11 protein-coding genes and 1 pseudogene are annotated in these 21,677 nt (G+C 47.4%); 3 read left to right on the top strand and 9 right to left on the bottom strand.

Annotated features, from left to right (window positions below):
• Positions 1-7: 7 nt before the first annotated feature.
• Entirely contained in the window at positions 8-1,636 is a 1,629-nt protein-coding gene (locus tag AC0YN3_RS20695) for a response regulator transcription factor (protein ID WP_475776859.1), read from the top strand.
• A gap of 182 nt (positions 1,637-1,818) precedes the next feature.
• Here the strand turns inward: AC0YN3_RS20695 and AC0YN3_RS20700 are convergent, their stop codons facing one another.
• A complete protein-coding gene (locus tag AC0YN3_RS20700; protein ID WP_475776860.1) occupies positions 1,819-2,751 on the bottom strand; it encodes a YbjN domain-containing protein in 933 nt (310 codons plus the stop codon).
• A 55-nt stretch (positions 2,752-2,806) separates the two neighbouring features.
• Entirely contained in the window at positions 2,807-5,587 is a 2,781-nt protein-coding gene (locus tag AC0YN3_RS20705; protein WP_475776861.1) for a hypothetical protein, read from the bottom strand.
• A 1,660-nt stretch (positions 5,588-7,247) separates the two neighbouring features.
• Here AC0YN3_RS20705 and AC0YN3_RS20710 point away from each other — a divergent pair.
• Positions 7,248-7,502 (top strand): annotated as a pseudogene (locus tag AC0YN3_RS20710) (immunoglobulin-like domain-containing protein); the annotation flags it as partial.
• Between the two features lie 2,478 nt (positions 7,503-9,980).
• On the top strand, positions 9,981-10,640 hold the full coding sequence (locus AC0YN3_RS20715) for an S-layer homology domain-containing protein (protein ID WP_475776987.1): 660 nt from the start codon (positions 9,981-9,983) through the stop codon (positions 10,638-10,640).
• 313 nt (positions 10,641-10,953) lie between these two features.
• Here AC0YN3_RS20715 and AC0YN3_RS20720 read toward each other — a convergent pair whose 3' ends face one another.
• The 7 genes from AC0YN3_RS20720 to AC0YN3_RS20750 all read right to left on the bottom strand — a co-directional run bounded on the left by AC0YN3_RS20720 (position 10,954) and on the right by AC0YN3_RS20750 (position 21,648).
• Entirely contained in the window at positions 10,954-12,399 is a 1,446-nt protein-coding gene (locus tag AC0YN3_RS20720) for an S-layer homology domain-containing protein (protein ID WP_475776862.1), read from the bottom strand.
• 218 nt (positions 12,400-12,617) lie between these two features.
• Complete coding sequence (locus AC0YN3_RS20725) at positions 12,618-13,346, bottom strand: AfsR/SARP family transcriptional regulator (RefSeq protein ID WP_475776863.1); 729 nt, start codon at positions 13,344-13,346, stop codon at positions 12,618-12,620.
• Positions 13,347-13,591: 245 nt separating this feature from the next.
• Entirely contained in the window at positions 13,592-15,931 is a 2,340-nt protein-coding gene (locus AC0YN3_RS20730; RefSeq protein WP_475776864.1) for an S-layer homology domain-containing protein, read from the bottom strand.
• A gap of 380 nt (positions 15,932-16,311) precedes the next feature.
• The gene (locus AC0YN3_RS20735) at positions 16,312-18,294 is read right to left on the bottom strand and encodes an ABC transporter substrate-binding protein (RefSeq protein WP_475776865.1); all 1,983 of its coding nucleotides are present in this window, start codon (positions 18,292-18,294) and stop codon (positions 16,312-16,314) included.
• Between the two features lie 218 nt (positions 18,295-18,512).
• On the bottom strand, positions 18,513-19,904 hold the full coding sequence (locus AC0YN3_RS20740; RefSeq protein ID WP_475776866.1) for a family 4 glycosyl hydrolase: 1,392 nt from the start codon (positions 19,902-19,904) through the stop codon (positions 18,513-18,515).
• Positions 19,905-19,915: 11 nt separating this feature from the next.
• A complete protein-coding gene (locus tag AC0YN3_RS20745; RefSeq protein ID WP_475776867.1) occupies positions 19,916-20,755 on the bottom strand; it encodes a carbohydrate ABC transporter permease in 840 nt (279 codons plus the stop codon).
• A complete protein-coding gene (locus tag AC0YN3_RS20750; protein ID WP_475776868.1) occupies positions 20,752-21,648 on the bottom strand; it encodes a carbohydrate ABC transporter permease in 897 nt (298 codons plus the stop codon). Before AC0YN3_RS20750 ends, AC0YN3_RS20745 begins: the two co-directional genes overlap by 4 nt.
• Between the last annotated feature and the right edge of the window lie 29 nt (positions 21,649-21,677).

Genomic DNA, 21,677 nt, shown 5'->3' on the forward strand with positions numbered 1-21,677 from the left:
GGCAAGGATGTTCGAAATATTGATCGTGGACGATCACACGCACTTGGTTGACAGTCTGGCGATTGGACTTCCATGGGAGCAAATGGGCATCACCAATGTGTATAAGGCTTATTCCGGTGAAGAGGCCTTGGAGCTGCTAAATTACCGTTCCGTTGATATTGTGGTCACGGATATTCAAATGAACGGAATGACTGGGCTTGAATTGATCGCCCGAATCAATGAGAAATGGAAAAACACAAAAGCGGTTATTATTACCGGGTATGATGAATTTCAATATGCGAAGGAAGCCATTCAGCAGCAAGTAAGCGATTATCTCTTGAAGCCGGTATCGAACGAGGAATTGGAACAAACCCTTCGGAGCATTATTAACCGAATTACAGAAGAAGGAAATGAGCTGTTGAATCAGCAAAAATTCGTTTACCGATTCCGAGAAAGCTTGCCCAAATTAAGAGAAATGTTTTTGTATGAATTGATATCCGGCAAAAATTACCCTATATCCGATTTGAAGGAGAAGATCCATCTTTACGGGCTTCCCTTTTCTGTTGAAAAGGAGGCTATCCTTTTATGCATGAGGGTAGAGGAGGATTATTCGAATACGGATCTTTATAGTCTCTCGTTGATCGAATATGCCATGTTCAACATCGTAGAAGAGGTTTTTTCGGATAAATTCAATGTGATGCATTGCAAAGACTCGCATGATTATTTGGTTTTCCTGGTTCAAGTAAGCGCAATAGAGCAAGCAGGAACAGACAATACAGCATTGATAGAAGACCTGGCTAGGCTCTCCCAGCATCAAATTAAATTATATTTAAAATCGAAGGTTTCCTTTGTACTAAGCAATGGGGGAGGATTCCCGAAAGACGTACAGTCCATGTACCACTCTGCGCTAAGCATTTATACCGATTACATAGGCAACCAGACGGAAAGCTTTTTTAACGTGACGCAAAAGAAAGAAGTTTTCGAAATCCAGCCGCTTGCGGAGCTTTATCGTTCCCAAACGTTAATGGAGTTAATTGATATCGAGCAATGGACGGCATTTGAGAGCAAGCTGACCCGGATATTCGATGAGCTTGAAGGCGCTGGCAGCGGGGCACGTGAATACGGGGTTGAAATCTACGTTACCTTGCTGCAAACCTATTCCTATTATTTGCACAAGAAAGGCAAACGAATCTTTGAGGTGTTTGGCAGAGATATCGAGAAAATGCTGAAAATCGATGCCAGCTGGAGTCTGGAGCCGTTAAAAGAATGGGCTTTCGGCAGCTATGTCCAAATTAAAGCTTACAGCGATAGCCGTTCGGATAACATACGTTTCGACTTGATGGAACGGATCCGCCGGTTTATACAGGAGAATATAAAAGATATAACGCTTCAAACGGTAGCCGATCACGTCAACCTGCATCCCGTATATATATCCAACTTATTTAAGCAGGAAACAGGAGAAAACTTTTCGAACTACGTGCTACGCCTGCGAATGGAGAAAGCCGTTCAATTGCTGAAGCACAAGGATTTGAAAATAAGCCAAATTGCGCTTGAGGTTGGCTATCAGAAACCGCAGTATTTTATTAAGCTGTTTAAATCCCACTATGGGATGACGCCGCAAGAATTTAAGAACAGCGACCTTGCCCAGAAGAAGTAGTCAGATTGAAGGCTTCAATAGTTTTGCCAACCATGTCCATAGCGCCTTGCATTATAGCGAGTTTCGGCATTCGTAATATAATGCGAACAATCCGATGAACATAACAGGGGTCGATTGCTCCATCCCGATGATACCGTTTCTAAACTGAAAAGAGGCATGAGCTTAGCTCATGCCTCTTTCTATTAGGCTTGTTCCGTTAAATGTGCCAGTTCGGCAAAATACATATCCATGACCGCCATATTCGTCATTAGCAGGTTACTCAGCAGTTCCTTGCTTAGACGGTCCTGCTCGACGTCAATTCCGCTGCGAAAGCGAAGCTCTCCGTCAGCGAGGTCCATTTCAAAGCAGCCAATCGGTAAATTATAGTTTACCTCGGTCATCCAGTCCATTGCGTCCGATCTGCGGGCTTCCGGCACCAGTACAGGGTAGATAGAATAGATGAGGCACAGACTTTTGTCCTCATCCGTTGCGATGAGGACCGTCCAATGACCAGATTCTCCGCTAAACTTCACGGAAAGCAATTCGGAGTCCTCGCGCCGGAAGCTCCAATTCCAGCCGCTTAGCAGTTGATCTACCGTTTCATGCATAGCACCTTGAACGATAGCTGCAGCAGCGCCGCTCGAGCTTGAAGCTTCGGCCCACTGCGTTCGGAAGCCGTGCTTGAGCTTGCCTTGATCAGCTAATTCCTCAGGCAGATTCATCTCCTGCTTGATATCGGTAGCCAGCCAATTTTCACTTATATTAAGCTTAACGTTCGCTTCATCAGTTGAGGAACCGAGCAAAGCTTTAATGATGTCCTCACCGCTCGTTGCTTCTTGCAAAAGCGGTTCGGCGATACCTTTGCGGAGCAAGAGTTGCAGCTCTACAGGCAGATTAAGGTCGAAGCTGCTGACGGTTAACCCACCGTTAGCAGCAGGATGCAGCCCGAACCATTCGCCCTGGGCGATGCTCAGGAAGGCAGCTGGGCCCAGCTCAAGGCGTAGAGTGCAGCGCCTTAAGTCATCTTTTGTAGATAACCTGATTTCTTGCAGCCGTGCTGGAATCGATTGTCCAGCCAATGTGGTAAAGGAGACAGGATGGTCAAGAATTAGCTTTTCATTACCTGGTTTGTTCATTGTGATTAACATCCCTTCTTCTCTGCGCTAGCAGTCGTTCTACGTCAGAGAGGACTTATTTTTCCAAACCGGCTATGCCGCCAGTCAACCCATCTTGGTTAAAGCCGATTTTACCAATTCGTTTTGCTTTCTCCACTTCAACTACGGCGATTCCCGCGTCAATCGAAAGTGACTTCACTTGGCTTGCGCTTAACGCAATTTCCCAATCACCGGCAGCTCCAGCCGCATCCCAGCTTTTCTCGAATGCAATGGCCAGCTGCAGCGAGTTGGACAAGCCAATCTTGCCGACTTGCTCAATATCACTAGCAGAGCTGTCTTGTCCAGGAAGCCAGCTGCGAATCGTATCATTAACGGTTTCGTCGCCGGTAATTTTGTCGGATAGACTTGCTCCGATGCTGTCGAAATGGCTGCCCATAAACAAGGCATCACTGCCGGAATCTACGACAGAGCCAGCCGTACGCGTACCGTCCATCGCAGGCCCCCCGTGACTGCTCTTATATTTGGATTGAATAAGCGCAACCAGGTTTTTCAAGCTGCCGACGGAGGCCGTGACGATTTTACCTGCTATTTCGGCAAACTGGCTCGTCTCTTCACCGAATTGCGCAGGGACATTGGCCGATAGTCCGAGGTTAAGCTCTCTTAGCCTGCCCGAGGAGAAGGTCATGGCTCCTTCGAGCCCAAAGGCAACCTTTGTACTGCCGAGCGTAACAGAAACCTCGGTTGCTCCTTCTACGACATGACGGATCTCGCCCTTGCCGATGCGTTTGGTACGGTCCTCAAGCGTTGTGTGTCCCAGACTTTGGGCATCAACCAGCTTCTTGTTATAGCGGCTTAAATATTTGTACGCCAACTCAGCCGAAAACTCAGCTACACCTGCGTTCGCTTCCATGCCTAATTGCACAAGTACGCCAATATCTACCGAGTTGTCGCCAGTCATATCCTGCTCTTCTATCATCATTGCCCATTTCTCGGCTTCCTCAAGCTTAGAGCTGCCTGATCTACCGCCCTGCCCGTAGAAGAAGTCTGGCGCCGATTTAGGAACGATCGGTGAGGAACGCATTTGCCGATATAAGCCATAGGACATCAAATTCATAACGCTCTGTGTCGTTTTACCTGATGCATCCAGGTATACGCCTAGTCTGAAGTTCGCATCCAGACCGAACGTTTGGAAGCCTGCCCCGAAAGTAAGCTGCGTATTACACGAGACCTCGTCTTCTTCCCGTTCCGCTTCCCCGCCGAATGCGAATAGAAAGTAGAGCCCAGGCGCGCTAGGAACCGGTATTTTCAATTCAACGGCAAGAGACGCGGAATCTCCTGCGGAAGGCACGGCGAGATCGACAATTTTACCTAGCTTGGCGAAACCGCTGTTCAAGTTTTCCGCTTCTACAGATTCAATCGCTTTTGTAGCAATGCCATCGCTGGATACTTTCGTTTTTACAGCATCTTTCAGGCCGCTCATTTGCGTATTCTGAGCAGGCGGTACCTTTTTGACTAAATCGCGTGCTTTTAAAACGGCTTTAGGCTGATTGACAACGAGCAGCTTGTTAGCCTCTTGCATAGCACCGGAAATGGCGGCTGCTTTTATCTTCTCTGTAGTTGATGAATTTCCCTTGACGACGTCGTATGCAGCAGACTTCCCTGCTTCGTTTAGTTTACCTTTTGTCGCGTCCTTAGGCACGGTCGCTTCAATAATTTCCGTGGCCTTGTCTGCCATAACTTTATCCACCGAGCCTTTGGCGAGCTTGAAGGCTTTGGTTTTGGCCATCATGGACTTATACTCTTTGGCCAGTGGGGTTGAGCTGGTCACGGCGGCGTCAATATCCGTATTGGCCTTCTCACGCGCTGCATCCTTCAGCTCTTGGCGGAATGTATTCAGTTCCTTCGACCTGCGGAATTCGCCTCGACCGACGCCAAGTTTGGAGAGAACCGCTGTCTTGAGCGGATTGGCCAGCGCGTTCACATAAATCTCGTCCGTGTTCAGTCCAGCAGACAAAGTCCCGTTCGTATCCATGGTACTCCGATCCGTGACTGCGCTTTTACCAGCATCGCCAACGTCTATGGTAGCATCAAGAAAATTGGAGCCTGCGCTCTTAACCTTATTACTAACCGTGCGCTTCGATTTCGTAACAGAGGCCGAAAGAAGGGAGGAAGTGAGCTCTTTTGCTTTTTTATTAGCGGCAGCTAGCGCATTCGTCTTCTGCTCGTCAAGCGCTTTATTCGTTTTTGGGGCTACCGTATCGAATCCTTGCTTGGTAACTGCCTCAAAATCTGCTTTCTTGGAATCGGGGAGCTCGGCATCTGTCAAGTCTCCTGCGTATTTAAGCAGGGACTGGTCAACGCCAGCCTTGGCATAGTCTTTCGCGTATTTTTTCGCATCGGTCCTAGCTTGGTCAGATACACTGGCAGTGGCATCCATATTGCTTTTCACGGCTTCTGTTGCCTTGGCATCCAGACTGGTGCGAATACTGGCGGCTTGACTGTCCTTACTCAGAAATAGGCCTAGCTGCCCTTTGACTTTCTGCCTTGTATCATCGAGCGCAGCTTGGGCAATCCCGGGTGACTGGGCATCTCGGTAAGCTGCGAGCTCTGCTCTTCGTAATTGTTCAGGAGTTTGCGCTGGCGGCGTGGACGTACCGCCGCTGGCACCGCCTCCAGCCCGCTGGATTACAATCCCTTGCAGTGCGCGATTGCCTGCTGTTCTTTGCAATTGCAGAATTTGGCCTTGTGTCATATGAGAAGGATTCATTATCGGACCGGCTGGTGCAGAATGTCCTCCGCTTATCGGTGCGGCTATTGTTGTACTTGATGGTTTAGTATTGGGTACCTTTTCCTGCACGAATGAACCTCCTGTACCTATGGTGCTTTTGACTATTACATGACTAAAGGATGAGTTCGCGGGCAAATATGATAAATCCTGCATTTTCTAAAAATATATCCATATTTTAATAGTCCAAAGTACTCAGTGTTTTCGATTGCAATTCCAATTGGATAGTTTTATTTCACACTCGACCAACCGAAAAGCACTGTTGTTATGAGGTTTTTCGCTATTTTTCGTTAAATTCTTTTATTATTCTTTCATTGGGCCGTGCTATAATCTAGTTATTATATGGAAACGGTTTACAGGGAGGGGCAATATCGTGTATAGAAAAGAATTACATAAGATGACCGTTATGCTTATCGTGATCAGTATGATAACGAGCATATTGCTTACGGTGGGAACGTCTGAGTCGGTATATGCGGAGGAGGATACGGTTCTTTTTGCAGGCGGGGAAGGCACGCGTGAGAATCCTTATAAGATAGCTACAGCGGAAAACCTGAGAAATGTTACGATCCCCGGCCCGGGATCATACTTTCAGCAGGTTGCCAATATTGGTTTGACAGGAAATTGGACACCTATCGGCAGCTTTGGCGGCTTCTATGACGGTGCCAGCTTTACGATTGAAAATCTTACAATTGATTCCTCTGACACTTTTATAGGGCTATTCTCAACTATAACGAGCGGTGCTGTTCTGGAAAATATGAGACTGGAAAACTTTGATATTAACGCTACGGGAGACAACGCATTTGTAGGCGGCCTTGTCGGAATCATTAATGCTGGCGCAACGGTTAGAAATAGCAGAAGCAACGGCGTGATTTCCTTCACTGATCCTAACAACGTAGGCGGCCTGACAGGCCATAATGAAGGAAATATTAGTAATAGCGAGAGCATAAGTACGATTAGTAGCAGCAGTACGAATTTTAGCTTGGGCAGCCTGGTCGGTACGAATGCGACTTCTGGAACGATAAGCGGCAGCAATGGCGGCGGATTTATTAACGCTACTGACAGTAATAATGCTTATTTAGGTGGCTTGGTTGGATCAAACGGAGGAACGGTCAGCGCTAGTGCTAGCAGCAGCTTGGTAAAGGGTGGAGAAGCAGCTTCTGCGGGCGGTTTGGTGGGTTCAAATCTATCGGGCGGAACCGTGAATGACAGTTACGGCTCAGGCAATACGAGTGGCAAGGGATCGGCAGTCTCAGGTGGTCTTATTGGCAGAAATACGGGAAATATAAACCGCAGCTACAGCACGGGTAATGCACACGCCGGTTCACAAGGAATGGCAGGCGGCTTGGTCGGTTATAAGGCGAATGGAAATATTATGAACAGCTTTAGCTGGGGGAATGCAAGCGGCGACGGGGCTGTATTTGTTGGCGGTCTGGTTGGCATGAATAATGGAGGAGATATCAGCTACAGTTACAGCACAGGAAGCGCAAGCGGCGGTACCGATGCGAATGGCGGCCTGATTGGATTTAAGCAAGGTACGGGGATTGTTTCTAACAGCTACTATAACAATACGGCTGCTGCAAGTTCTTTTGGAGGAGTGGCTAAAAGCGCTGCGGAGCTGAAGCGGCAAACGACCTTCGCAGGATGGGATTTCAATGCGATTTGGAGAATTGCCGAGGATTACACGTATCCCTTACTCCAATGGCAGCCTTATGCGGCTACCGAAATTACCTTTATGGACCATAGGGACTTAACATGGGACAGTATTAAGGGCACGAACAGCGTTAAAGAGGAGGTGACGGAGGATCTTGTGCTTCCGGCTTTTGGAGCCGCCGGATCAACGATTACGTGGAGCGTGTCGGGCGGTGCCGGACTGCTTGATACGAGCACAGGCAAGGTGACTAGAGCTACCGACGACGATCATACCGTAACATTGACGGCTGCGGTGAGCCGATCTGGGGGACAGACCCTGACAAAGGATTTTGTCTTGATCATTTTGGAGGCACCGAATAACAAGCCTAACCGTCAATCAAATGTAAATGAGACAGCGAATGCAACGGTATCGGTGAATACCGCATATACGCTTAATCTCTCGGAAATCTTCGAAGATGCAGACGGAGATCCACTGAGCTACAAGGTATCGGTGAATGGTGCACAGGCGATAGCGGCGGCTATGAACTATACGTACGCGCCGGCTTCAACGGGTTTAGCGACACTGGTCTTCTCAGCTAGCGATGAGGAAAGCGATTCTGACGACACGTATACAGTGAGCTTGACGGGGAACGCTGTGCCAGCCCGACAAGCCAATGTAGATGCAACGGATGAAACGGTCGTTACGGTCAATACACCGTATACGATTGACCTTTCTACCATTTTTGAAGACGCGGACAGCAATTTATTGAGCTATAAGGTATCCGTGAATGGCGCGCCGTCAACCGCTGCGGCTGAGAGCTACACGTACACTCCGACTTCAGCAGGGTTAGTAACACTGATTTTCACGGCCAGCGACACATATGTAGATTCCAATGACACATACACCGTGGAGCTGACGGCCAATTCATTGCCTGCTCGCAATCCGAATGTAGGTGCAACGACGGATGCAGTAGTGACGTTGAATACGCCGTATACGCTCGATCTTACGGCTATATTTGAAGATGTGGACGGCAATGCGCTAAGCTACAAAGTGTCTGTTGATGGTGAAGCATCCACAACTGCAGCAGCGGCTTACACCTATACACCAACCACTACAGGTCTAGTGACGCTGATTTTCACGGCAAACGATGGCATAATCGATTCGGCTGACACGTACACGGTGGAGCTGACGGTGAATTCATTACCTGTTCGCAATCCGAATGTAGGCGCAACAGCGAATGCAATAGTGACGGTGAATACGCCGTATACGCTCGATCTCACGGCTGTATTTGAAGATGCGGACCGCAATACGCTGAGCTACAACGTATCCGTGGATGGTGAGGCTTCGGCAAATGCAGCGGCAGCTTATACCTATACGCCAACTACAGCAGGCATAGTGATGCTGATTTTCAGGGCAAACGATGGCAATATCGATTCTACTGACACCTACACGGTAGAGCTAACGGTAAATGCATTGCCCGTTCGCAAGCCCAACGTGGGTGCAACGGCGAATGCGGTAGTAACGGTGAATACGCCATATACGCTTGACCTTGCTACGATATTTGAAGATGCAGACAACAATACGCTGACCTATAAAGTATCCGTGGACGGTGAAGCGCCGACAAGTGCAGCAGCAGCTTACACGTATGCATCAACCACAGCAGGCATAGTGACGCTGGTTTTCACGGCAAACGATGGCAACATCGATTCTACCGACACCTATACGGTGGAGCTGACGGTTAACTCATTGCCTGTTCGCAAGCCCAATGTGGGTGCAACGACGAATGCAGTAGTGACGTTGAATACGCCGTATACGCTCGATCTCACGGCTATATTTGAAGATGCGGACCGCAATACGCTGAGCTACAACGTATCCGTGGATGGTGAAGCGCCGGCAACGGCGGCGTCAGCTTATACCTATACGCCAACTTCAGCAGGCAAAGTGACGCTGGTTTTCAGGGCAAACGATGGCAACATCGATTCTACTGATACCTATACGGTGGAGCTGACGGTAAATGCATTGCCTGTTCGCAAGCCCAATGTTAGTGCCACGACGAATGCAGCAGTGACGGTAAACACGCCGTATACGCTCGATCTTACGGCCATATTTGAAGATGCGGATGGAGACTCGCTATCCTATGAAGTATCGGTGAACGGTGCAGCAGCAATATCAGCATTAACGGCGTATACGTATATGCCGACTAGCGAAGGCACAGTTACGCTAGTTTTCATTGCTAATGACGGTGAAATCGATTCTACTGACACATACGCAGTATCGCTAATGGTTTCTAGACCCGAAACCAGTGGAGCTGGCGGTGCATTAACACCGGTTTACTATGTGAATATCCCTGGCACGGCGTCAACGCTCCCGGTTAAGATTGATGCAAAGACAGGACGCGCAACGATAGCTGTCGGAGCATTGGCAGATAAGCTCCTCGCAAGTGGGGAGACAACGGAAATTACCGTACCGGCTATTCCTGATGCTAACTTCTATACATTGGAAGTACCTGCTGAGACGCTGACCAACGCTCAGGGAGCAGGAGAACTCATCTTCACCACCCAAATGGGCACAATTGCAATCCCGTCAGACATGCTAGAAGGTGTTGTGGGAACAGAGGGGAAGATAGCGGGCATTACGATTGGGCTAGCCGATAAATCCGGTTTGTCCGCTGAAGTGAAAGCCGCAATCGGCAATCGACCGATAGTGGAGCTTACGCTGGCTCTGGATGGCTTGGAGACGTCATGGAATAATCCGGCTGCAGCCGTCAAAATTTCTATCCCATACGTGCCAACGATTGAAGAATTAGAAAATCCGGAGCACATCGTTATCTGGTACATGGACGGCAACGGCAACATTATCGCGGTTCCAAGCGGACGTTATGATGCAAAGAGCGGGACAGTGACCTTTGCTACGACACACTTCAGCGATTATGCCGTAGCTTACGTGAAGAAGACCTTCAACGATCTGAGCAGCGTAGAATGGGCAAGACAGTCGATCGAGGTATTGGCCTCGAAGGGCATCATTAACGGAACGGTAGCGGGGGCCTATTCTCCGTCAGACCGCATTACTCGCGCGGATTATCTGGTCTTGCTCGTTAAAACCTTGGGATTGACGGCGAAATTCGAAGGTAACTTTGCGGATGCGGAGCCAAACGCCTACTATTACGATGCGCTTGGCATTGCGAAGCAGCTTGGCCTAGCTACCGGTGCTGGCAATAATAAATTCCATCCGCTGGAGAGCATTTCGCGGCAGGATATGATGGTTCTGACCGCTCGTGCTTTGGAGCAGGCCAAGCAGTTGAAAGCCACTGGAGATCCGGCCATTCTGGCTTCGTTCAGTGACAAAGGGAACATCGCAGCTTATGCGAAGGAGAGTCTAGCTATGCTGGTGGAGGAAGGTCTAATCACCGGTTCGGGGGATAAGCTAAACCCTCAGGCGCCAACGACACGAGCGGAAGCGGCAGTATTTCTTTACCGGATATACAATCAATATTAAGGGTTAATGCAGCGCAATGTACTCCTGTCGGCTTTAAAGCGGCAGGAGCTTTTTTATGGGGAAATGGTTGCAGAATAAAAAATCTTGATGAAGAACGGCGCATATATCCCATCGAAATGAGAGGATTCTGGTTGAACGGAGCTCACATCGTGATGCTAAATTTAAAAAGATCATTTCAACGGTATGTGTATCTCTAAGGTTTAGGTGGAGCTACAGCGGGAGCGGGTTATTGGGTTAAGCTTGAGCTAATAAAAAACAGGCCTTACCCAAATAGTTGGGTAAGGCCTATTCGAATGGAACAGCTGTCTAAAGATTATGGTATTGGATTAATAGGAGGAATAACAATAGGGCCACATGCTATCGGATTAATCATGCATGGATTCGGTTCCTCTTCAAACAAACTGTTCGTAGACTGGAACGTGTATCCGACTACTTTACCTTCGCTATCAACAGCTGCAAGTGCGACAAAATTTGGATGTGCATAATAAGTTCCTGATACGGCTGCTTCGCCACCGAATATAGCACCAACTGGAGGCGTTCCAGCAATTAGATCGCTACCGGATTTCACTTCCCATGCTACTGCACCGGGAAATTCAGCATTTGGAAATGAACCGAGGCTTAAGACACCGCCTGGCAAAACCTCGTGTTTAGTGAAATTAAATGAAGGAATTGCCACCGTTTTTGGTCCATCCAAATAGATGTTGCTAAATTTCACGATAACTCCTTCGCTGTTCACTTCGTACAAACCGAGGTATTGCGTAATCGTAAAATCTGAAATGTCTGAACCAGCAGTGTACTCGTTCAAAGCGTCTATCGTAGATGCGTCCGTTCCGATGAGTGGAGCATCAATTGGAGTATCACTTCTCGCAATACGCAAGCTGTTATTCTGATTATGATCATAAGTGATCGCGATGGCATTCAAATTGCTGCCTACCTTAAGCTCATAAGTAATTGGAGACACGGCAGGCGTCGATGTAGGCGATTCAATTGGCGTCGATGTCGGTGTTGATGACGGTGTCGACGTGGGTTGTTGAGTTGGTACTTGAGTTGGCGCTTGCGTTGGCACTGGTGTAGATACAGGCGTAGCCGTTGGAGTCGGTGACGGTTGGATGGCTACGAACTGCTGTTTGGCTTCGAAAGAGCCTGTTACCAATAGATCTCTTGTAGCGCTCGTAGAGCCGCCGAATGTGCCGTTTGCATTGTTATTCAAGAGCTTGAGCTGCAAAGCAAGCTCCACGTAACCTTTGGCCCAGTCGGATACCGTATTATCCGTAACGCCAGTCTTTGATTCAGCTTCGTCGCGTTTGCCAAGACCCCGAACGAGAAATGTGGCTAGTTGTTCTTTGCTCACTTTGCCGGCTGGATTATATGTGCCTTCGCTAAAACCATCGGTGATTCCCGATTCTTTAAGTGCCTCAATATAAGGCAAGGCATAACCATTTGCGAGGTCGTCCGATTTCACGTCCTTAAAGCTGGATGTTTTCAAGTCTTTATTGACATCCAAATCGTAGATCAAAGCAGCTACTTTCGCGAATTGAGCGCGATTCATCTCTTCCTTCACGCCGAATTTCCCTTCGGCAACACCATCGAAGATTCCAGCGCTGATCATCGCGTCGAACTTGGCTTTGGTCGCTGCGTCCAGATCCTTGAGATCGGCGAAGTCTGCCGATGTTTTGGCCTGTGCGGGGTCTTGTGTGAATACGAGCACAGAAGAGCTAAGCAAAGCCACGAGACTCATAACGATCCATGTTTTCTTCATAATCAAACTCCTGTCCCTATGTAATAGTTATCAAACTTAAGATCTATTTTAGCAAATAGATAGTAAACAAGATTTGAAGGGATTTGAAGGTGAAATATCCCGGAATCACTTGATAGATAAGGGATGTACAGGGATAAACAGGATGGTTTCCATAATTTTCAATTTGTCGAATAAACTAGATATATTGCCTTTTTTGCATGCTGAATAATCTTAAAGTCCTAGTTCCTTACATGCATCAAACGTTTGATCTCATCGCTGGGATCTTCCCGGTATTCACGGCGTAGCATTCGTTTAAGCGCATCGAATTGTTTCAAGGCGCCGAGGTGGTCGTGATCCTCCAAATGCGCTAAAATCAGCTGGGTGCGCAAGGTTTCGTTCCATGGTATTTGTTTAATCGCTTTTTTCAGGAGTTTAATTGAGGCAAAATATTGCCCTTCGCCCATATAGTAGTCGTTCATCCCCATTATGAGCTTCAGGTAATGGTTCTCGAACGACGCTCGTCGCTGCTCCGTCCAGCTGTAATCTTTGTTCGCCAAGTAGCCGCCCGTATACAGCTTGGCTGTATCCTCGCATCCGGCGATGTTGCCGGAATGAATGGCCTTGCAGGAGGGCAGCCACCGTTCGAAGGCAAGCGAGTCCACATCGAACGCCTCGACCCGAATGCGATACTTTCCCTTGTTATGCTGCAAAATATCGGCTAGTCCGACGTTCATTAGGTTGCTGCGAAGATAGTGTGCAGTCGTGTTGAAATAGGAGGGAGTTTTCGCGGCATCATTGCCCCATAGAGCGTCCATGATTCGGGGTCGGTCTATAGCCTCTCCCCGATGATGGACGAGATATGCCAACAGCTCCTCGGCTTTGGACGTGCGCCATTTCACCGCTTCTCCGCTGGGGGCCACCAGCATAAAACGCCCGAAGCATCGAATTATGGCTTGCTTATCGTCCATCCGAAATCCTCCTTGGCGGTCTATTTCCGCGAGAAAATGCTCTCCATAAGTGTAGCACCGCGAATTCATCCCGCCAAGCGAAAATACGCTTTCTTTCGACAGAGATATACATAAAACCCTCATATCGGAGTGCGCTATAAATAGAAAAAAAGGAAGAGATCGTTATGGCTCGATCTCTTCCTTTTCATAAAATACGCACTCATTCATGTATGGCGATTGCCTACAACATTTGCACGGTTTAAGGCTTATTCAGTAGCTGGAGCAGCAGAATCAATAGCGCGCAGAATGAGCGTCAGCGCTTCTGCTCTTGATGCTTCTAAGTTAGCACCGAATTCTTTTTCGTTTTTTCCTTTAATCAAACCATGCTTTAAAGCTGTAGCTACATATGCTTTTGCGAACTGTGGAATGCTTTCTGAATCGTCAAACGTTAATGATTCGGCAGATTCCAATGGAAGTCCAAGTGCGCGAACGACCATGACGACCATTTCGGAACGTGAAATATTTGCGGCGGCTCTGAAGGTGTTATCCTCATACTCGCTAATGATTCCTGCGGCAACGACTTGTTGAATCAAGGATTGTGCCCATGCTGGAATATGGTTACCGTCGGCAAAATTAACGGTTTCCGTTGCATTCTCTAGCTTGAAGGCACGAGCGATAAGCGTAGTAAATTCAGCACGGTTAATGGTAGCATTCGGCTTGAATGAACCATCTGCATATCCGTTAGTAATGCCCAGAGTAACAGCGCGTTCAATCTCGCTTGCAGCCCAGTGGCTATTAACGTCATTAAATTTAGGAGCATCTGGAATAGGTGTCGGGCTTGGACTAGGACTCGGGCTTGGATTTGAGGTTGGACTTGGATTTGGACCCGGATTTGGATTAGGGCTAGCAGCTGTTTCGTTTGCGACAGCTGTAGCTAGCGCCGTCAACTGTGCTTGCAGTTCAACTTCACGCGAGAGCAAATGATCAGCTCCACTAGCTGCTGCAATCGCTTGAGTCAATGCATTGCTCTTATTCGCGATCGCATTTGCTTCTGCTAGCTTAGCCTTTAATGCGGCTCTCGTATTAGCGGTAGCGTCTTGATTGATTATGATATAAGTAGGGTGGTTACCCTGATGCGCGCCTGCCGTGTAAGTAATTCTGCCTACTAGCGGAGCGGTAAAGCTCTCGATTGGATAGTCGAATACTTTGGCAACGACAACTTCGTTGTCATTGTAAACAGAGTATGCGACTGTCGGAGTCGATCCATCGATTTCAAGCTTCAAATTAATGGATGACTGCAGGACGCTTACGCGCAAATATTTCTGTCCATCAAGCACAAAGGTTTTTGCATCGTAATAATTGCTGCCAACGGTACCGTCATACGATACGTTTTTGTCTGAATACTTCACATAGTTTAGCGAAGCAGCTGTTAATTCCGCGGATTCTTTTGCAATTGTTGCAGTTAGCGCCGTTAGCTGTGCTTGAAGCTCAGCTTCACGCGAGAGCAGATGATCGGCTCCGCTTGCTGCTGCAATCGCTTGAGTTAACGCAATGCTTTTATTCGCGACCGCATTTGCTTCTAATAGCTTAGCCTTCAATGCGGCTCTGGTATTAGCAGTAGCGTCTTGATTGATTATGATATAAGTAGGGTGGTTGCCTTGATGTGCGCCTGCCGTGTAAGTAATTCTACCCACTAATGGATCGGTGAAATTCCCGATTGGATAGTCAAATACATTGGCAACGACGACTTCGTTGTCATCGTAAACAGAATTCACAACTGTCGGAGTCACGCCGTCGATTTCAAGCTTCAAGTTAATGGATGATTGCAGTACGTTTACGCGCAAGAACTTTTGTCCATTAAACTCATAGGTTTTGGCATCGTAATAATTGCTGCCAACGGTGCCGTCATACGATACGTTTTTGTCCGTATATTTCACGTAATTTAAAGCCGCAGGAGTTAACTCTACCGATTCTTTAGCAATAGCTGCATTCAGGGCATGGATCTGTGCTTGAAGATCAGCCTCGCGAGATACTAAATTGTCGGCTGCATTTGCTGTTGCAATCGCTTGAATTAACGGATTGCTTTTGTTTGCAATCGCATTTCCTTCTACTAGCTTTGCCTTTAATGCCGCTCTAGTTTCAGCGGTAGCATCCTGATTGATAATTATGTAGGTTGGATGGTTACCTTGGTGCGAACCAGCAGTATAAGTGATTCTTCCCACTATTGGAGCGGTAAAGCTCTCAATGGGATAGTCAAATACTTTTGCGGGAAGACCTGCATCATTGTAGACAGAATCTCCTACTGTAGGAGTCACGCCATCAATTTCAAGCTTTAGATTAATCCACGATTCCAGTACGTTTACTCTTAAATATTTCTGTCCGTTAAGCTCGTAGGTTTTGGCATCGTAATAGTTATTGCCGACGGTTTCGTCAAACGATACATTTTTATCCGAATACTTCACATAGTTTAAAGTCGCTGGAGTGAGCTCTAATTCCGCTGCATTCACAGTTGCTGAAAAACCTGAAAGTAAAGACACGAATAATGAGATCAATACGGCGATAGATACTTTCTGTTTTACGTTTGTTCCAAATACACGACCTAACATTTTTGTTAACCTCTCCTTATGTAAAAGATTATATATAGGGTGACAATCCATAACGTTAATGATTATCATTATCAGTAATTGGTCAAAAAAAAACCTCTTTTTGAATAGATAAGCTTTAACGCGGTACTAGAATTGCCTGGCTACAGCCATTCATGATATTAAAGTAACCTTCGTAAAGGAGTCAATGACTATTCATTATTTAAATACATGACATGAAATAAAAAGCTTGTTTATCCAACATTTGATTTTTACATTAAGTAACTAAACCTGGAAATAAGAACCTTGCTAGCAGGGCACTCGAAGGCGGGGATTTTGGAGAGGAGGGATTCTATCCTTCATGAATGAGAACTAAAGGATAGAATCGTGTGGGGTTATTTATATTACGGCTTGAAAAGCTCTACTGCATCCTTCAGTAGTCCATCGGATGCTAACACGGTGTATGACCACCATTTATCATAGGGAACTTCATGCACTTTATTATTTTTGACTGCTTTGAGCCCTTTCCAAATGGCCGAATCCTGCATGATTTTATAGTTCTCTTCAGAGCCTGCTTCAACATCGGATACCATTACGATAAGGTGATCGGCATCATACTCGGGCAGCACTTCCAATGAGAGCTTATCCGTATATACGAATTCTTTTTTTCCTTCTTCAATCTTTTGTTGGATAGCCGGAAGCGGTTTTATTCCCAGAAGATCATAAATGACATGGCCGACATTTCGATTGCCGACAACCTGGAAGGAATCTTTATAGATCCAGAGAATAGAGACCGTTTCGTCCATGGCAACGGATTGTTGAACTTCTAATTTAGCCTTTTCTGCTTTTTCACGATGCGTTTGAATCCAAGCGTCAGCTTCTGCGGTTTTCCCTACAATGCCGGCTACCTGCTTCAGTTGATCATAAATATCTTGTCCCTGCCAAAGAAAAGTAGCGGTTGGCGCAATCTTCGCAAGCTGCTCATAAACTTCAGCATCGATGTAGTCTGCGGCGAGAATCAGATCCGGGTTTAAGTCTGCGATTGCCTCATAATTTGGCGGATAGTCGCCAACGATGTTAATTTTGTTCGGATTGTTGCTCAAGTAGTAATCCGGCGCTACTTCGTAAGTTGGAGCGCCGATTGGCTGGATGCCCAATGCCAGTAGGGGAGAAGCGGCTCCCATCGCATAAATTTTTTGCGGGTTAACCGGAATTTGGCGTTCTCCAAACTTATCGCTGTAGCTTCTTGTACGATTCTCTCCGGGCTTTTCCGCCGCATTGGCAGTTTGTTCAGGGGATGTAGTTGCCCCCTCACTTGTAACGGTTGAATGAGTTGATGTGTTACTTGTTGAATTATTGCAGGCCCCAAGCAGGACCGTGAAGCAAATGAACATCACAGCGGCAATAGATGGTTTGGACGGCTTAAACATGACTGCTTCTTCCCTTCGATAATTTCTCAATTGATTATGATAACCGTTATCAATATAGCATCGAGGCAAAGCAGACACAACGACTCCATCGGAACTAATCGATGACAATTTCGGAACTGTATCACGCGTATTATTTTCTATTCTATACTGTAATGGCGACATTCCAAGATGGCTCTTGAATACTCGGCTCAATGCACGAGCATCGGAATAGCTTACTCGCTCGGCAATTTCATGCAGGCTCATGTCAGAATGACGGAGTAAGTATACGGCGTGCTCCATACGAATCTGCCTCAGTACGCGAATAGGACTATCCTGCAGCTTCTGGCTGAACAGCTTATTCAAATAACGCGTGCTGCAATTGAGCGCATCTGCTATCATTTCGATTGTAATCGACTTATTGTAATGATCGTTCATATAACGGATAGCCTGGTCCAACAAATTGGGTTTCATCGGAATGATATCCTGGCGCTGCATTTGCCATAGAAGATGGTAAACAAAATGATAAAAAGCCGATTTGACATGCAGGCGTTCAAGCTGCGTCGATGCTTTCCAGGCGCGGTACATCTGCTCCAATGTACTCCGCAGTTCTGCTGGATAGATTGGAGCGTATCCATATTGCTGAAGAGGAGGATCTGCTGCTTCGGCACGCTCGGCAGAGGATGACTCTCTCGCCATATATCGTTCCGCCCGGTACATTAGGATATAGTACTCTAGAAAATCCGATGTTTCTATGACGAGCTCCGTTCCTTTGGCGCCATGCAGCAAATAATTGCTGCTTGCCCGGTGCAGCTGCTCGTCCAGCCACACAACACCGCTTCCTCTAGTGACGTAAATATAACTGCTTGTCGGCAATCGATAACGAGTTTTTTCTCTGCTTGGTTCTATCCTTATATATCGTATATCCCGAATCGTCACATTCGCTTCATTCCAGAATCCATAATAATGATTACCACTCATGCAGGGGCTCCTTTTACGTTGCTTTTATGACAACATATACTTGTTTTTAGCATAGAACCTCACGCCTTTCAAGTAGCGCTAAGATTACGCTCTTATATCATTACGGCGGTTTTTTGTGAAGAAGCTCATTCGCTACATCGAACAATTTCATACAACGACGGCATGCACAAAAAAAGCAATCCCTTTAAAAAGGAATTGCTTTATCTTTGTCATTTTAACTACAGGTCCCAGCCAGGCAGCATCGGCTTCGTGTTCTGAAGCATGTTCTCAAACAATGCTGAGCCAGCTTGCTTAGACAGTCTGACAAGCGGATCGTTCATGAAAGCCTGTAGCGCCAAGGCTTTGTCTTTGTTTAAGGCGGCCTGAAGCGTCATTTCCTGGTTCGTTACATGCGGCAGCACCAGCTGCTCCACCTCAGGGATAAGCTTGCCAGCAAGAACCGGGCTTACGTGGTTATAGCCGAATACGGCGTTCGTCTCAACGACGGTTCCGGCCGGCAAGCCTTCGATCTGTCCGCGATTCGGCATATTTACGTTCGTAATCAGCCCGCCCATTCCGAGCAACGCTTTTATCATCTCGATGCCTTCCTCTCCGGTAGGCTTCACCTCGAATGCTTCCTCTCCAGTTGCAAGCCGCTGTCCCTTGGCATAAAGATCTGCCTGGTTTTTCTTCCGCCAGTCCACCTTCGTTAGGCTGAATTTCCAGCTTTGCACCGTTTCAGGGTCCTTCAAATAAAGCTCGCCCGGCATAAACTCCGCCAGATGCCTATCGCCAGCCGCAGCAATGATGCCGTACTTTCGGAATAAATCAAATTTGACACGCTGCGCTGAAGCAAAATGATCGTTGAGCCAGTGGCCTTTTTTCTTGCCTTCATACCCTTCCGCATAATGCTCGTCAACGAATTCCTTGTAAAGCGGAAATAGATCGATGCCTTGGTAAGAGGCTCTGTCCAGCCATGTAAAATGATTGATGCCGAGTACGTTGACCTTGATCTCGCGCCGGTCAACCGAAGCGACTCCCAGCTTTTTCTCCACCATGGAAGCGAGCAAGTGCTGCGTGCCAAACACCTCGTGGCAGCATCCGATGGCCTTCACCTCCGGGAACACCTCGTAAAGCGTCCTCGTGCACAGCGTCATTGGATTCGTGTAGTTAATGACCCAGGCATCTGGCGCATGTTGCTTGATCGCATTCGCAATCTCGACATATAGCGGGATAGTACGAAGCGCACGGATCAGTCCGCCAGGTCCGACCGTATCGCCTACCGACTGGTAAATCCCGTATTCCTCCGGCAAATGGACATCGGATTCCATCTCCACAAAGGTTCCAGGCAATATGGAAATGATAACGAAATCTGCGCCTTGCAATGCATCCTGCAGGGCAGGCACCGCCTCATACCGCCACTTGCCCTTCGTGTCAGCGGCTTGTGACAGCCTGTTGCCGATGACCGCATTTTGCGCGGCTGACTCATAATGAATATCATACAGCTTAACGGTGCCGGCAAGCTCGCTTTCTGCTGCGAGGTCGCTCATCAATCCCCAAGCCCATCCGCGCGAGCCGCCTCCGATATAAGCAATTTGAACGTTTTCTTTGCGTTTCTCATCCGGTTTCATATCATTTCTCCTTATCCTTTTAATCCTGTAGTGGAGATGCCTTCAACAAAGTATTTCTGAGCCAAAAAGAAGAGCAAAATGCACGGAACGACGCTCACAACCGACATCGCAAGCACCTGGTTCCAGGAAACGGCCGAGGAGGCATCCAGCGACAAGCGCAGGCCAAGCGAGACCGTGAATTTTTTTACGCTGCTAATATAAATAATCGAATTAAAGAAGTCATTCCAGGTCCAAATGAATTGAAAGATGCCCACCGAGAAAAGAGCCGGCTTGCATAAGGGCAGCAGTACGCGTATGAGAATCATAAATGAATTGCAGCCGTCGATTGTAGCCGATTCATCCAGTTCCCTCGGCAACCCCCGAAAAAACTGAATCAGCATATAGATGAAAAAAGCTGAGGTTGCGAAAGCCGATGGTACGATAAACGGCAGATAAGTGTCCAGCCAGCCGAGCTTGTTGAACAGGATATAACGCGGGATCATGACGGTAGCATCCGGCAGCATCAACGTCGCCATCATAATGGAGAACAGAAACGTCCGAAGCGGAAATACAAACCGGGAAAAGCCATAAGCAACGATAACGCTCGAGATGATCGTCAGAACGACCGTAGGCAGAACCATTTTGAGCGTATTTACGAAAAAGTGCTGAAAGCCGTATTGGCCAGTTCCAGCCCAGCCCAAGGAGTAGGAATTCCACACATAGGTGTCCGCAAACAGCTTGCTGGAGCCGAAAATATCTTCATTCGTCTTAAATGAGGAAACAAACAGCCATATTAACGGATAAATCATGACAAAGCCTAACAATGTCAACAGCAGATAAGACATCCACTTATTCGAGCTGGCGTGCGTCATTTGGTTTTACCTCCGTCTTCATAGTAGACCCAGCGGTTAGAGGTTTTGAAAATAATGCCCGTTACGACCATGATGATCGCGAACAAGACCCATGACAGCGCTGAAGCGTACCCCATTTTAAAGAAGGTGAAGGCTTCCTCATACAGCTTCAAAGCATAGAGATAAGTAGACTTCATCGGTCCGCCGCTCGTAATAACGAATGCGCCGGTAAATTCCTGGAACGCGTTGACCATCTGCATGACCAGGTTGAACAGGACAATCGGTGTCAGCAGCGGCACGGTAATTTTAAAGAACATGCGGGTCTTGGAAGCGCCGTCGATGGAACCGGCCTCGTAAAGGTCGCTAGGAATTTGCTGAATGCCTGCTAGGAACAGCACCATCGAAGATCCAAATTGCCAAACCGACAATAAACCGAGCGTATACAGCGCGATATCCGGGTTGCCCAGCCAATCGATCGAAGGAATGCCGACGTTAGCCAGCAAGCTGTTGACGACGCCGTCCTTCATGAACAGGAAACGCCAAAGCACCGATATCGCCACGCTCCCGCCTAGTATCGAAGGTAAATAATAGATGGTTCGAAACAGATTAATCGCTCGCAGCTTGGCGCTAAGCACGATGGCAACGAATAAGGCGAAGGCGAGCTTCACCGGCACGGCAAGAACTACATAGATCGACGTTACTTTTAACGCTTGGGTAAAGCCGGGATCATTCGTGAAAATTTGCTTATAATTATCCAAACCAATGAATTTGGGGGCATTCACCATGTTGTAATCCGTCAAGGAATAATAAAATGACGCGATGAAGGGGTACAACTGAAAAATGAGCAACCCCAGAATCCATGGAAGAACATAGATAAGTCCGATATATCGAAAGCTGCGCTTCTTCCTGGCCACTGGCTCACACTCCTATTCTCTATCGGAAA

The organism is Paenibacillus sp. J22R232, assembly GCF_056269165.1.